Source organism: Streptococcus sp. HMSC068F04, from assembly GCF_001837455.1.
GTDB lineage: Bacteria > Bacillota > Bacilli > Lactobacillales > Streptococcaceae > Streptococcus > Streptococcus salivarius_D.
Genome location: NZ_KV832519.1, coordinates 35,694 through 50,747, shown reverse-complemented (window position 1 = coordinate 50,747; position 15,054 = coordinate 35,694). Strand labels below are relative to the sequence as shown.

At 33.5% G+C, this 15,054-nt stretch carries 12 protein-coding genes and 5 pseudogenes; 3 read left to right on the top strand and 14 right to left on the bottom strand.

Features of this window, described 5'->3' with window-relative positions:
- The 8 genes and pseudogenes from xerS to HMPREF2571_RS08325 all read right to left on the bottom strand — a co-directional run.
- Window positions 1-861: pseudogene (gene xerS / locus HMPREF2571_RS08360) on the bottom strand (tyrosine recombinase XerS); the annotation flags it as partial.
- Window positions 862-1,119: 258 nt separating this feature from the next.
- Entirely contained in the window at window positions 1,120-1,866 is a 747-nt protein-coding gene (locus HMPREF2571_RS08355; protein ID WP_218117677.1) for a hypothetical protein, read from the bottom strand.
- A 117-nt stretch (window positions 1,867-1,983) separates the two neighbouring features.
- A complete protein-coding gene (locus HMPREF2571_RS08350; protein WP_141760067.1) occupies window positions 1,984-3,180 on the bottom strand; it encodes a hypothetical protein in 1,197 nt (398 codons plus the stop codon).
- A 5-nt stretch (window positions 3,181-3,185) separates the two neighbouring features.
- Entirely contained in the window at window positions 3,186-3,389 is a 204-nt protein-coding gene (locus tag HMPREF2571_RS08345) for a hypothetical protein (protein ID WP_070847775.1), read from the bottom strand.
- A gap of 29 nt (window positions 3,390-3,418) precedes the next feature.
- Window positions 3,419-4,402, bottom strand: coding sequence for a hypothetical protein (locus HMPREF2571_RS08340; protein ID WP_070847772.1), 984 nt, complete (start codon window positions 4,400-4,402; stop codon window positions 3,419-3,421).
- Window positions 4,395-5,825 (bottom strand): hypothetical protein, encoded by a 1,431-nt coding sequence (locus HMPREF2571_RS08335; RefSeq protein ID WP_070847769.1) that lies wholly within the window; start codon window positions 5,823-5,825, stop codon window positions 4,395-4,397. Before HMPREF2571_RS08335 ends, HMPREF2571_RS08340 begins: the two co-directional genes overlap by 8 nt.
- A 157-nt stretch (window positions 5,826-5,982) precedes the next feature.
- Window positions 5,983-6,687 (bottom strand): hypothetical protein, encoded by a 705-nt coding sequence (locus tag HMPREF2571_RS08330; RefSeq protein ID WP_256315244.1) that lies wholly within the window; start codon window positions 6,685-6,687, stop codon window positions 5,983-5,985.
- A gap of 69 nt (window positions 6,688-6,756) precedes the next feature.
- A complete protein-coding gene (locus HMPREF2571_RS08325; RefSeq protein ID WP_070847764.1) occupies window positions 6,757-6,945 on the bottom strand; it encodes a helix-turn-helix domain-containing protein in 189 nt (62 codons plus the stop codon).
- A 352-nt stretch (window positions 6,946-7,297) separates the two neighbouring features.
- On the opposite strand from HMPREF2571_RS08325, the gene HMPREF2571_RS08320 reads away from it, so the two are divergent.
- A complete protein-coding gene (locus HMPREF2571_RS08320) occupies window positions 7,298-8,092 on the top strand; it encodes a helix-turn-helix domain-containing protein (RefSeq protein WP_070847761.1) in 795 nt (264 codons plus the stop codon).
- A gap of 244 nt (window positions 8,093-8,336) precedes the next feature.
- Here HMPREF2571_RS08320 and HMPREF2571_RS08315 read toward each other — a convergent pair whose 3' ends face one another.
- The 3 genes and pseudogenes from HMPREF2571_RS08315 to HMPREF2571_RS10945 form a co-directional block, all read right to left on the bottom strand.
- A complete protein-coding gene (locus tag HMPREF2571_RS08315) occupies window positions 8,337-8,954 on the bottom strand; it encodes a class I SAM-dependent methyltransferase (RefSeq protein ID WP_002886378.1) in 618 nt (205 codons plus the stop codon).
- Between the two features lie 149 nt (window positions 8,955-9,103).
- A pseudogene (locus tag HMPREF2571_RS10405) lies at window positions 9,104-9,259 on the bottom strand (DUF4368 domain-containing protein); the annotation flags it as partial.
- Between the two features lie 150 nt (window positions 9,260-9,409).
- Window positions 9,410-9,544: a putative holin-like toxin gene (locus HMPREF2571_RS10945; RefSeq protein WP_141760070.1), complete on the bottom strand. Its 135-nt coding sequence runs from the start codon at window positions 9,542-9,544 to the stop codon at window positions 9,410-9,412.
- Window positions 9,545-10,012: 468 nt separating this feature from the next.
- Between HMPREF2571_RS10945 and HMPREF2571_RS10880 the strand changes: the two are divergent.
- Window positions 10,013-10,686 (top strand): annotated as a pseudogene (locus tag HMPREF2571_RS10880) (IS30 family transposase); the annotation flags it as partial.
- 67 nt (window positions 10,687-10,753) lie between these two features.
- Here HMPREF2571_RS10880 and HMPREF2571_RS08305 read toward each other — a convergent pair.
- Entirely contained in the window at window positions 10,754-12,520 is a 1,767-nt protein-coding gene (locus HMPREF2571_RS08305; RefSeq protein WP_070847754.1) for a DHA2 family efflux MFS transporter permease subunit, read from the bottom strand.
- Between the two features lie 170 nt (window positions 12,521-12,690).
- On the opposite strand from HMPREF2571_RS08305, the gene HMPREF2571_RS08300 reads away from it, so the two are divergent.
- Window positions 12,691-13,233, top strand: coding sequence for a TetR/AcrR family transcriptional regulator (locus HMPREF2571_RS08300; RefSeq protein WP_070847752.1), 543 nt, complete (start codon window positions 12,691-12,693; stop codon window positions 13,231-13,233).
- A 716-nt stretch (window positions 13,234-13,949) separates the two neighbouring features.
- Here the strand turns inward: HMPREF2571_RS08300 and HMPREF2571_RS10580 are convergent.
- Together HMPREF2571_RS10580 and HMPREF2571_RS10385 are read right to left on the bottom strand one after the other, a co-directional pair.
- Window positions 13,950-14,643, bottom strand: a pseudogene (locus HMPREF2571_RS10580) (IS3 family transposase); the annotation flags it as partial.
- A 215-nt stretch (window positions 14,644-14,858) separates the two neighbouring features.
- A pseudogene (locus HMPREF2571_RS10385) lies at window positions 14,859-15,054 on the bottom strand (IS110 family transposase); the annotation flags it as partial.

Below are 15,054 nucleotides of genomic sequence, written 5' to 3'. Positions count from 1 at the left end.
ACGTGTTCCAAGCCTTGCAGGCACTTTATTTTGAGTCGTTAAGAAGAATGCTTTATCTGAATCGCTTGCTGCGTAGCGTCCCTTCCTAATTTCTAAATAACGCTCAATATAAGGGATACCAAATGGAGCGATATTTACAACGTCCTTTTTCCCACCTTTTCGGATAACTGTAATCGTCCTTGTGGCCAGATTGACATCTTGCATATCTAGGTTGACTAATTCAGATAAACGGACTCCAGTTGAGAGTAGAAGTGCTACGACAGCAAGGTCACGCTCTTTATTTTTGACAAACGATACCTGGGCACGTTTTGAGATTTTCTTTTCATGCTCATTGTCAATATAATCTAGGAAAGACTGTGTATCGTTTAGAAAGAGTTTTTCTTTCATGTTATCTGCACGACTAGCCAAGGTATCTTTAGGCTTCTTGATTTTCACCTTAACCATGACATTTCGGTAGAAATAAGGCTCACCCTCATCATCCTCAGTTTCTTGAGTAAGATACTTAAATAAACTAGAGAGAGCATCTTTAGTCCGAATAATGCTGACTTCAGAAATTGAACGACGCTCAGTATTTTCACGAAGGTAAACAAAGTAGCCTTCGATAACAGACTTTGGTAAATGGGCCAGCTCATCAATATGAACATCGGCAATCGTATCATAGTCTGCATAACGTACAGTTTTACCTAGTTCCTCATGATCGCTAATCAACCATTCAAAAAATCGTCTATATTCCTTTAAGTACTCATATAGCGTCTTGTAGCTATATGGAATAACGAGCTTTGCTTGATAATATTCCTTAACATACCAAGGCATAATCTCGAGCAACTCGTTTATATTTTTCATAAGTGTTTCTTGTTTCATATTAGCCTCAAATCTAACAATTTTCTTGTTAGTAGTAGTTTATCATAACTAATATGTGTATTCAACAAATACTTATTTTCCGAATAGATGTGCAATGACAAATGACAACTATCTAAATATAGTCTTTATTTACATATATTCTATTTAGTAAAGATTCTTTAATTATTTTTTGAATAACCAAGGAACTTCAATTTGTTCTACCAGACTAATATGATAAAAGATAAAAAGACTATCCGATAGGTAGTCTTTTTTCAATTACTAATCAATTGTAATATTATTATCTTTCAAATAGCTTTCACAATTTTTAAATTGCTTAATATAGTAACTGTTATTATCATCTTCATATGTCAGGCAATCTACCCTATCTAGAACCTCCAATTGAGGACTTCTGGACAAATCTTTATAAATAACCATAATCATCTTATAACTTCCATCTACTCCTTGGAGTAAATAAAAAATGAAAGCCGAATCTCCATTAGGTCCGTTTGCTCTAATCTGACTAGGAACCAAATATACTTCATTTTGAAGATTTGATGGTAATAAACCATTTGTCTCATTTTTCAGACTAATATGAGTAGCTTCAAATGTTTTAAAGTAGGGATATTGTGGATGAACTTTATCATCTTCATCATATACATAAGGTGTAAGTATATAAGTGCGCTGAATAGTACCTGATGTAACATATACTCTCAATTTCGGAATATCTATCTTTTTAACTCCACCACTCAATTCTACCGTTGCAGATTGTACTCCTTCTTGTTTCCAATTCAAGGACATATGTGCTCTATGATCACTTTTTTTACTATTGAAAACTGTAACAAACCAGTTTGTCAAACTTAACAATAACGCTAGAAGCGGGATAATCTGCGAAAATTTTTTCTTTGAAGTTTCAAGAACGATTATGGGTTCTCTTTTATTACCACTAAACCGTCTACAAGTTGGATTAAGTAATACAATATGTTGGTTCCTTAAATGACTATTTGAGTCACTTATAATTCTAAACAACAAACCTCATATACTTTAGATGTTCAATAAGTATCATCTCATTTTCCATACTAGATAATATCCACCAAAATAGTCAAACAACTGTTTTTCCTTTTTTAACTCTATAGTTCATTCAGTTTATATTTTTTGGGGATTAATTGAAATCTGTTTACTATCCAAGATCACTGAATATTCACTGAAAGCTTTTCTTATTTTGATTGGGAGTTTATATCTATAACGATTAAGGTATACATCTGTGAATTCTATCAATAGGTAGTCCCCATTGTCGTAATCTCTATAATCATTAGACTTGTTTGAATAGTTTCTCTTATAATCAAAAAACCAAAAAGCAATTTTTAAACTGGTATCTGTTTCTTTCGGAACAGCAAACATTCCTAATTTAGTTGACTCATCTTTTTTCATTAAATCTTCAGGTTTCTCTGTAGTGTCTTTGTCATATTCATACACTATTTGTACTCTCGAACTTATACCATCCATTGAGTGCAGACTCATAGAGGATAATATTGCAGTTTGTAAACCTATATTCTCTACACTTAAATGAAAAGAAAATTGCTCAAAAAGAATCTCTGATATCTTACTTGGAATTTCATCGTTCTTCTTTGAAGTTTCTCTAATTTTATTTTCGACCTTTTTAAGATTCTTATTTAAGCAAGCGTCTCTATAACTACAAGTGTCTCTATAATTCTCACTTGTGCTTTTTGACATATTATATTTATTTGTATTTCTTGCAACAAGAATATTTCTCTTTTGTCTATATAATCCAGTTAATTCAGCAGACAAAAATTCTTTTTCTTTATTTAAATCATCATATTCTAAATTAAGTTCTAAACCTCTATATATATGAAGATCATATGGTTTTGTGTTATCAGATTCCTCTTCATCGGTAAGCAGAGAAAACTTTAAGAGAGGTAAACTAGTCTCTTTTCTTTCTTCTGCTGAAATCAATCTTTCATAGTTAAATGTCCAGTAGATACCTAAAACAGTAACTCCACCTCCAATAAGTGCTCCATAATAGCCTAAAATATCTGAATTATGTAAGGCTCTACCCTCTTTAAATACTCCAAATATATATAATATTATTGGACTAAATAATGAATATAATATAACAACTATTATTATGTGAACTATGTAATCCTTCAAGAACTTCGAAATCGTATCTTTTTTATTATAAAGGTACTGATACGCTATCGCCCCCCCTATAAGAGCTAATGCTAATAAAAGATGCCATATGAAAATATTTAGCTTCATTCTAAATTCCTTATAATTCTTTCTTCTACTCAAAAAAGCTGATTTCTCAGCTTTATAATCAATCATGAAGCTTAGTTACTTTTGAATTGCATCGCTTCATCGCTCTGCACAAATGCTCGTTGAGCATTTGTTAAATCCTCAAGTTCATCACAGCCAATAAGTCCAAAAACCTCCATACCATCTTTTGTACTTACGATGTACGCCTCAAGTTCTCTAGCTTTGTCAACGTCTGACACTAAGTAAATATTCTTTTTAGTCATTACTTCATCGGCCATTTTTCTCTCCTTCAACCCTTTATTATTGTTTAATCATCCCCCAATTTATCATGTTGGGCCCTAAAGGCATATAATGGATCAAAATCTGAATCAAGTTTATTGTTGTCGTCAGCTTTTTCAGCCATCTTGGCATTTAAACTATCTTCCATTCTCCCAATACAATCCATTACCTTCCTTATCATTGTAAGGGTTTCCGAAGTAATTTTCAAGACCTCACTCGATTTTTCGTTGTGTTTAATTGTATCTAAGCTTTTCACTTTCTGCTTTAGACGTTCTTCAATTTCGTCTAAACGCAGCTCTTTCATGCTTTGTTGGGGTTCTGAGGCGACTGATATTGGCTCTAAAGGTTTTATGCAATCAACCGTCAAATCTTCAATTTTTGTGACATTCATAATGACCTTAGCACGTGTTTCTTCTTTTCCATTATGACCTGGTATATAGATATAGTTGTTGCTGCCAAAAAAAGATTGTTGGGTAATATCATTTTTAGCTAGACTCTCAAATAAAGAATCGTGTCCCTCTACTAAACTGTTAGCAAAATAAATATTTCTCGTGTCTCGAAAAAGTTGGATATTGAAAATAAACGGTCTGTTCTTAGGGAAATTATTGACGTGAGGAGAGTGGAAAAAATGCTCTGTTGATAGGTAATGTACATAAGGGACCTTGCTGAGTAGCTGAGACAAAGTGTTCGTATCCATCTGAGCCTGCTCATCAAAGAGGAAGATATCTGTAATGTGGTTTGTTGAAGACGTTACTAACTCAATATCCTTTTTTAAATAGCCAGCTAGCAGAACTGCTTGTTTTTTCTCATCCTCCAGGTCTGCATGTTTGTGGGTAATCGTAATCTTAGCTTTATCTTCTAAATACGATAGAGCATTCCAAGAAATATGTGACTTAAATCCCATAATAGCTACTCTATGGTCTTTAGATTTTGCAAAGTTAGTCAGCTTATGAAAAAAGGGAGAAGCTTCAAAAGAAGATAGGACATAGGGATCAATATAGATATTAAGCATCAGTATCACCTTCTTCTTGTTCTAGCTCTTCTAGTTCGGCGTCTTTGATTAGTGGAAGCTCGTTAAACGCTTCATTCATTCTAAAAGGCATGTATTTGGCCACACGACCACCATCAGTTGCATTTTGACTTCTGATAACAACAAGAGACTTATCAATCCCTTCTTCTGCAGCAAGCTCTAAGTTGAGGAAAATAATGTTATTAAGGTTCTTATAGCCACCATTTTCAATAAGCATATACTTATCTTCAATTTCTTGAATGTCGTCAAAATTATCAACGATAATCAATAGATAACGTTTGTTACCTTCTTCATCTAAACCATCCTCGAAACGTCCAAAGTGTTTAAAGACATTGAGCAATTTATCAAGATCGCTGGTATCACCAACGTTAGTGATATAAGGATACACATCAAACAGATTCTGTGTACCGTCATCTTCCTTTTTATTGAGTGCTAACTGACCGATAAAGAGATATCTAGGAACATGGACTGTATACGTGCGCTCTTTCTTCCTCACTTTTTTAGCTTGTAACTCCGATTTTCGTTTCTCCATACCAGAAAGAGGACTTATCCCCTCACTCTTTTCTTGTGTCTTAGTCACTGTATACGTGAACTTCTCCAGTTTTGACGTAGGAACAAAATAGGCATAGTTTTGATTAAATTTGAAGTTCTGATAAGCATCTACGACCTTCCAGTATCGAATAGGAGAGTAGTTATCTTCTTCCCGAAGGATATCTTTCCATTTATAAGTGAAGTTTCTGCTGATCTTATTTGCTAGTAAGAGCAACATCGTTCCATGACTGTAAATAGAATAACTTGTCGCAAGAGCCCCTGGAGTATCTTCACGTTCGAACTCCCACTCTTGAACTAAGTAAAACTCTCTGAGTCGTTTGAGATGTGGTTTGATTTTAGGAATCGGTAAACCAAATTCCCTTGAAATTTGAAGTAGTTGAACATTTCGGAAAGTAGCTATAAATAGTAGGATATCCCTATCTAACTGGTTTAGTTGCTTACTAATTAACTCATAGTCCGTTTCTTGACTATAGTTGATTTGAATGATGTAATCCTCTTGATGTTTCAAATGGAAAGGAAAGTCATTGTTTGGGTATACTTGTTTTAGTAATGGTATCGAGGCATACTTCTTATAATAGTCGTCCGAGAATCGAGAGACAGTATTCAATGTTGTTTTTCCATCGATTGTTCTTACTCCAAAACGACGTAGTCTTTCATTGAATTTCTTAACGAAGTCTTGATAGGCTTCCAGTGCTTCTGCAGAAGGCTTTTCTCCTGTTTCAGATAATCGAACTGTTCCATCAGGCATGAGAGTGACTTCTTCCCCATTAAATTTTTTCTTCGGATAAAGTGGAAGATTGATTTTCTTAGCAATATTTTGTAACCATTTTTTATTACCTGGTGTTCTTGTCATTTGTCTATTCCTTCTCTTCAATTTTTTGGAACCATTATACTAAACCCCATATACCTTCTATAACCCAGTGACACCCACCTAGTTTATGAAGACACAAAAAAAGGATATGTTTTTATATCCTTTTCCCCTTTATTCATTCTATATTCAATTCTAAAATCTACTTAAATACAACACTTTCTGAGTTGTATAATAGTTTACCGCTAGAGAAACGAAGTTGAGAACTCCTTAAAAATCTTTTTTCAATCACTTCATCTACTGCAGCATCGTCAAAATGGATGACTTCTCCGACTTTTTTCAAACATCCAGCTTCACTTGAATCAAGCAAGCTGAAGATTTTCGCTAAATCTGGAACTTCTCCGACACCAGCGTATTTAAACAATTCGGCAAGAGGAATGTAATTGGTGAGTGTCTTAAGTGGTAAATTCTGAATGTATTCCCTGCAACCTTTCATGAAGGCTAATTTTTTTACTTCATTTTGTTGCCGGTTATTTATCAAACTAGAGATTCTGACTTGGACTTCTTTTGAAGCTAACTTATTTTGTCCCGCAAGCAACATATCAAATAACATATATTGATAGTACGTTGATATCACGTCTTTAGCTATGGCTTTAGCTTCAGTCTCTGGTTTTCCCTCTTCGATTAGTTTTCTCCAAAGTTTATCAGAAATATCTCTGGTTGCCTGATAAAACCAAGGTGAGCCAAACTTCTTATATCGAGTAATTGCAAATGGTCCTTCTGAGTCAATCATATACTCAATAATGGTTCGGCACAAACCATCATTAAATACATGGATGAATGATTCTAGCTTTTCTTCTAGGTCTTCTAACGTAATTTTTCTAGGGTTATTGGCTGCTGTTGTCATTGTCCCTCCCTTATCCTCCATCATAAAACGCTCCGTAATATTTTAGATGCCAAAGATTTGCAATAAGTGCTACCTTGTTCCTAAAATATCATCCGTAGAGACGCCAAAGTATTCGGCTAAGGCTACAACGTTTTCCATACGAATATTAGCTCCATTTTCCCATTTATCGATAGTCCCTGCATCAACATTAAGGTCATGAGCTAACGCTTTCTTTGAGAGTTTCTTTCGTCGTCTCAATTCTGAAATAATGTTTCCCATGTATATATATAACCTGCCTAATCGTTATGTTTCTGAATTGATTTTACTATTTTTGTGTCAAACAATCAAGAGAATTTCATAATTAAATTATACCTTACTCACATTATTTTAATATTTTTCTTGATTGATAGATAATAAACATGACTTTATCACCATTTTTATTTAACACATCATTGGCTTTTGTTTTACTTTTTATCGATTAAATAAAATAACGCTCATACTAATTTATACAGTATATATACGGTTAAAAGTATTATTTTTCTATATTTGTTTATTGTTTCTAAAACTGCTATAATGATTTTGATTATAAAAAATTATAATTTTTTTAGGAAGATGTGTGTAGGGAAGATACATGATAGAGTGTAAAGATCGTAACAATTTAAAGGGGAAAATGTTTACTGATCGCTTAACAAAACTCCGGCAAGCTAGAGGCTGGACTAAAAAAGAATTTAGTGTTCAGATTGGAAAAACACAGCAGACAGTAGGAAAGTGGGAAAATGGGACTAATGCTCCTACATTCAAAGATCTAGTAAAATTAGTCGAGTTATTCGGGGTTACGTCAGACTATTTATTAGGGTTATCAGACTCACCCTGTAAATATGCCTATCCACCATTTAACGACAATAAGGAAGAATATGTTGGTGAAATGTTCAAGCAGCTTGATGAGGGGAATCAGGATGTTACAGTTGATTTCATAGAAAATCGATTAGATAATCAGCATCTCTCTAAAGAAATCAGAGAAAAAGACCATAGAAAACAAATACTTGGACAAGGTGAGCGCCCAACCAAAAGAGTCAGTATATATGCTAGAGTCAGTTCTCAAGGGTTTGAACTATCAGAGGTACCAGTCGACTGTCTTGACTACCCAGTGCCTATTCCGGTACATGATATTGCGTTTAAGGTTGCTGGTGATTCCCTGGAACCTAGTTTCTTCGATGATGAAGTGATATTTGTCATAAAAGATTCAATTCTACGAACTGGGGATATTAGCATCGTACAGATAAATAGTCGATTCTTCGTAATGAAGGTAGGTCAAAATAGAGAAAATGGGGACATTCTCCTTAACTCGCTAAATTCTGACGAGGCACCTATCACCTTGTCAGAAAAGGATGATTTCAGCATTTTTGGCAAGATTGTACTTATGTAAGGTTAGTCATAATGATTCATTTTGATTACATAATCAATAAGTAAAAAGGCAACCCCAATGGAGTTGCCATAAACTGCAAGTATCTAACTTACAGGAATAAAAGAAAGTACCTTCATTTTACGGGCTCTATAATTTCTGTAGTGGGTAAAACCACTGTAGAGATTATAGAGCTTTTTGAGTGTACACAACTTATTTTACACTACCGCTTTTAAATTCATATTACTTTGCAAATAATAATTTAATATTACTTTTTATATGCAATCATTACACCAACTGGTGCAAGTCCTCCATTTACCAATTTCATTTCAGCTACTGAAAATCCATATTCATGGATAAATTCTTCAAATTGCTTTTTATCCCATTCTTTATACATCTTAAACCCTACAATAGACATCAGCCGTTTTTTGAATTTACTTTGTTTTTCCTCTTTCCATAAAAAAGTGGGAGCAAACAAAGTACCATTAGGTTTTAATACCCTATATATTTCTTTCATTGCCTTGTCAGGCTCGGGCATAATATGAAGTGCATTAGCTATTACTACACAATCAAATTTCTCATCTGTATAAATCAATGAAGTAGCATCAGCTATTTCAAAGACAAGGTTCTCGTATTCTCCATGTTTTCTTGCTTCAAAAATCATTTGTTTAGAAAAATCAGTTGCAATCCAACTTTTCGTATATTTGGAAAGGTTAAAGGATAATTGACCTGAACCACAAGCAAGTTCAAGTACATTCATATCCTTACTCAAATAGGGGTTTATGTATCCGCAAACTTTATCATAAACACCTTTATCCTTCTTCATAAAAGGAGCATACAACTTGGCGAATTTATCCCAAAATTTTTTGTTACTCTTATCACTCACCAGCAAAACTCTTCCCAACAACAAATTTTAAACTCTCTCCGCTTTTAGCATTTCACATTATTCCTTAAAGATGAAGGCTAATTGCAAGTTAGTCTAAATTAACTAATAATATTTTACAATTTTTAAGTCATTTTTTCTATGCTCGCTTTTCATAGCACTTGACAGTTGCCTATAAAATTAAAGTAAGCATCGACTTGTTGATTTCTATCTTTTCCTTTTCTTCCCCCTGTTGCTTCATGGACTACTACTTTTTCTATATACTCATTTATCATTGGTACTGTCAGTTCATCAATATCTGTATATTTCGAATTGACTTAAATTGTTTATTCTGATAAAATTGTGGTAGAAAAAAAGAAGTTGAGCAGTCACTCAACTTCCATGTAGAGCCGTTTAAAAGACGGTGGCTAGTTTTAAACGAAAATAATCCGTCTTACTTCGCCAAAAGTGGGGACGGATTATTTTTTGTCATCGTCTTTAAAGAGTTTGTAGCATAATCCAATTAAAGCGATAGTAAAACTACCAAAGCCTAGAATGGTTTGCACAATCTCGAACGCTGTCAAAACGGCTTTCCTCTCAACTAGATTTTGAATGTTTGCCCATAGGCATCACTCCTCTCTAATAATTGAAAGCCACCGTCTATCACTTTTCTACATATAAGAGTATGTCAAAACCATATAATAAAAGCTATCTATAAAAGTCTGGCCCCTTCCATTGTGAAAAGAGCCATTTTTTATTTTCAAATAGACTTTCAACTATGACAAAACATTCCTCTATTAAGTTATTTTTCATCCTTCAAGAAAAATTTTTCAACCTATAGGTATCGCGCTAATCGTAATTTTCTCACCAAAAAACAATTGACATTCCCCATAAGCTACCTAAAGCTAAAACTCAAGAGCTACTCTTACTTTTTTATTACCTTTTATTTATGATTAAGTTAGTAAATAATTGAAGATTGATATCAACTTAGCAAATATATATTGAATTATTCACTAATCCCCCATTTTATGAATTATGTTCTGTTATAAAATGAAATACATAAAAAAGACATGTTCATCTGATATCTTAAAATTGAGAATAACATTATCCAGGAACTCGTTTCGGACGACTTTCTGATAGATTTCACAAAAGATATGAGAGAGAAACAAAGAGTACATAACCTGGATACCTTTATACATACGTATAAACACCAACATGTATGTGCAATCGTCCCTTCAACCAAGGCAATCTATAACTATCTCCAAACAAAAATTGTTAGAGATTAAGTCCATTGATTTACCAAACGTCTCTCTACCAATAAGTACCTAGGAAAAGCAATTGAAGAAAGAGGGGAAGAATTCAATAATCGTTCTCGTTTTGGAGATTATGAAAACGACTCTGTTCTTGTTAAAAAACAATAGGAGAGAATTCTATTCTGACCTTGGTAGAACGACAAACACACTATGCTATCACAATGAACTCGTGGAGAAGGGGGCAGAGTATTTCAATAAGGTAATTTTAAGGTGTATGAAACTTTATCCCGTTAGGCCCATCACTGCAGACAATGGAAAACAATTTTCTTCATTGAGTGAGATAGAAGGATTAGATGTTTATTTTGTCCCTACCTATTCAGATTATGAACAAAATACAAATGAAAATTTCAATAGACTTTGCAAAAGCTATCAATTATAGAACGAGTCGAATCCTTAGCTATCAGTCCGCAAAAAAGCTGTTTGAGGTAGCTCAAACAGCCTGAAAGACATTCACTTAATCAGAGAAACATTTTTGTTGCACTCAAATTAAAAATTGGGAAAATGATTTAGTTATGCATCTTTTCGCTTTTCTGTCATCAGAGACAAGGGAGTGCATATCAATACAATACTTGCTCCTACAATAAAGACATTATCAAATGCCCTACTCAACTGCTCGTTTTTTTCTTTGACAATAACCTTAAGAGCAGCTGTTAATTCGTCTTTTTGAGCTAATAATTTAATAGCTGTACCAACTTTAACTTGTCCCCCAGATATAGTTTTCAAACTAGATGATAATTGTGGGACACTTGAACTAACAGTTTCAACTCCATTGATCAATAACTGATTCGCATCATAAATCTTTCTATAATAACTCCCTTTTTTAGGTTCTGGAAGATTAGCTGTCTTTTGAGCAGCTGTTTTGATTGTCTTAACCATCTTACTTTGTTTAGTTGAAATACTATTACTATTCTTGGCCGTCTCAAAAGTTTTTGCAATTTCCTTATTAGCAACTTTTTTTACATCTGTTGATAAAACCCGTTTTTCAATTTGGTTATACGCTGTTTCCTTAATCTGCGTTTTAGCAACATTAACATTGCTATTTAAAATAGTAACCAAGAGAGCCATACCAATGGCTTGCCCAATATACCTAGAAGCATTAACGATACCTGATCCGACTCCAGCCTTATTAACTGGTAAATATTTTACAGATGACGTTAATGCCATTGCCATAAATCCTAGTCCTAAACCAATAATCACATTACAACAAACAATGATGCTTTGTGAAGTATTATACTCAACAAGACTAAGCATAAATAGGCCACCTGCTGTAATAACCAATCCAATACTAATAAGTAATCTTGCACTTATTTTTTGGTACATCCTAGTTGCTAACGGCATACCAACCACGATAGCTAAAGAGGCAGGAATAATAAGATATGCCGAATGTAAAGCAGAATAGTTGCGAATATTTTGCAAGAAATAGTTTAAAATCAACGAAGGTACGATAATCGCAAATCCAAAAATCATATAAATAATACTTGAAGATGTGAATGTACTTTCCTTGAATAATTTTAATTCAATAATAGGTGATTTTACTTTTCTTTCGGTTAAAAAAAGGAAAAATAGGCCTACGATACTAATAACAAAACTAGCTATGATGGTTTGTGAACCCCAACCATACTCGTGACCTTCTAATAAGCCAAATGTAAGTCCACCTAAAGTACAAGTAAGAAAAATCATACCTAACCAGTCAATATTCTTTGAAATAGTTAAATCATATGATTCTTTTGTCCCCACCAGAATCATCAAGAAAGCAATGATAGCGATAGGGACATTAATACCAAAAATCCAATGATATGTTGTCCAATGGATAATTAAACCACCAATTACCGGTCCCCCTGCTGCAGCTAAGGCACCAAAGGCCCCCATAATAGCAGTAATTCGACTGGTATTCTCTTTCCCAAATAGTTCGATTCCCATGGGTAGAACAATTGGAGTTAATATGGCACCTCCAATTCCTTGAAACAGCCTAAAAATAATTAAGAGTAATAATGAATCAGCCATCATACAGGCGAATGAGAAAGTACCAAATATGACTACACCAATCAGCATAACCAATTTTCTACCGTAGATATCAGCGAGTTTTGAAACTGTAATAATAAATACAGCCATTGCTAAAACATAGATTGTTGCTACCCAACTTGTATCGGTCAATCCCGTATGTAAGTCTTCCATAATATCTGGTAGGGCAATATTAACAATCGTTGCATCTAAGGCCCCCATAAACATTGCTAAAACCAGCCCTATAAATCCCAAAATTTTTCTTGTTTTTGTCATTAAATTCTATTCCTTTCATTAATTATTTTGTGAAATGATTAACGATGCATCAATTATCTTCGTGAACATAAAACTGTCTTTATAACTTTCATAATTCACACAAATAGAATATAATATTATACATATATTGACCATGACAACATCAAACAATATGTTTAATTAAGGTAAAAATGACAAAAAAAAGAAAGACAAATAGCGTTACTAACATTAAGGTTGCTTTGATAGATCTCCTACTTGAAACGGACTACTCAAAAATAACCATTAGCAATATAACTCAAAGGGCAAACATTAGTAGGGGAACATTTTATCAACATTTTCTTGATAAGGATGATTTAGCTTATTCTATCGGAACAGAGACAATGCAAAGATTTTGTGATATTTTAGGTCAAGGAAATTTAGATAAAGAGGATATGCTTTTAAAGGCCTTACTATTAATTAAAAATGATTATAAACACTTTAAAGCTATATCAAAAGCACCTCACGTTCAATTTAAAGATAAAGTTCAACAACTAGTTTGCAATCTAATAAATAACAACACTACTATTAGAGAAAAGATTAAGAAAAATACGATGATTTCAGATGAAATTGTTGTAAAAGCCTTCTCTGCATCTTTTGAGACCATTATTTCGTCCTGGATTGATAATGATCTTTCAGAAAGTCCCGAAAAAGTTGTAGATAATATAATTAAAATTGAACAACTATTTTGGAAATAATAAAGAATAGAGAAAAAATAAATTAGCCCTGAACAGTTAAACATAATATTTAAGCTAAGAATTAATTAGCTGAGGTTAAACTCATTTTTTGGGAAAAACAGCTTATAAAAATGGTTAATTCAAACTTTAGGTGCTTATCCAAATAGTTCATATTTGTGTGCTCAAGAGTACGAAAATATGGAGAAAGAACGTTTTTAGAACATGGAATCGCACTTCGTCATACCCAATTTGAAATTTAAAAACTCGAGAAAGAAAACAAGATGTTAGAAGAGCAATTGATTCTGCTAAAAAAGTTCCAGAAGTTCTTGAAACCGAGCCGAAAATGAAGTTTAGTTTTTAAAAGGGATATTTACCATAGCTAATCATTATGATTATCAAAATGATTGTCAAACGCCTAAATTCTCAAGACATGCATCTTCGTTATTTAAAACAATTGATAACAAAACATCAAAGAAAATTCATTAAGGTCATTTTCTATGAACATAAAAACTTATGGTAATGTCTGAATCACTAAAGTCCTCCTTTGACGAGGAATAATGGTCATTGGCAGACTCCTTCACAAGCTGTGTCTCTACACTAAAGGAATTCACAATAAATACTAGAATCGTTGGTGTTCCGATTAATACACGTCAAATTGATTCATCAATGTTTTCAAACAAAACTAAAAAGCGAAATCTGTGTTTAGATCCCAAAAAGTTAGAAAATTTATTTAAGTAAAAGGACGTAGTACTGTATTGCACAGCACTACGTCCTTTTAGTTTTACCTTAATGCTTTTGTTGTTGTGGTCATCAATGTAATCTTTGATAGCTTGTTCCGATTGCTCAAGTGACTGAAACGTCTTCTCATAGCTATAAAATATTTCCGATTTTAAAATGATTCAGAAAGACTCCATAATACCATTATCTGGGCTGTTTCCTTTACGTAACATAGATGGTTGGATCCCTTTATCCTTTAAAAACGATGATAATATTGGTGTGACACTGCAAGCCCTGGTCACTATGAAGAATAGTATTTGCATAATGTGCCTCAGTGAAGGCCTGTTCTAGCATAACTTTCACTTGTATCAAGTTCGATTACATAGAAAGATTATAAGCATTGATTTCGCTATCAAAACCATCTAAAACTATGAAAAGTAGAGATTTTGACTGCTTGCTGGAATGGCAAACTTTGTCACATCCGTATAGCTCTTTTCCATTGGTTTTGATGCTTCGAACTGGCGTTAAATGAAGATTCTCTACTTTCTTGCCTACCTTTCCTTGGTATGAAGAATACTTGCGTTTACGCCGAATTTGAGCACTTAAACCAAGAGCCTTCATCAGACATTGTACCTTCTTATGGTTCACCACTAAACTACGAATTTTCAAATCAAGGATTATGCGACGATACCCGTAATTACCCTTATGCTCACAATAAAGGCTCTTTTCTACCATTTGTCAAGTCTATCAAGGCTTTAAGTAAAAAAGAGAGTAGATAGTAGCTATTCTAAGGTTACTGTCTTATTTTTAACACCTATTGAGCCATAAAAGGGCATGCAAAAAAACATCTCATCTGGTATTTGTTTGAAACAAAGTGTTACAATAATACGGTATAGTGAGCTTTATCTATTTTGAATTGAGGAGTAACCCTAAAGTTTGTTATGCGTAATTAGGTAATACATTGTTCGAATGAGACGATGTATAGAGGCAATCGTATGTGGCTTAGTTGAAGCTATTGTCGATTGTCTTTTTCGTTTCTCATAAAAGTCAGCGATATGGCAAGGATTGGTATGACTAGCTGAAGCGATGTTGTGAATGCACTTGAACAAGATTTTTCTGGCATAG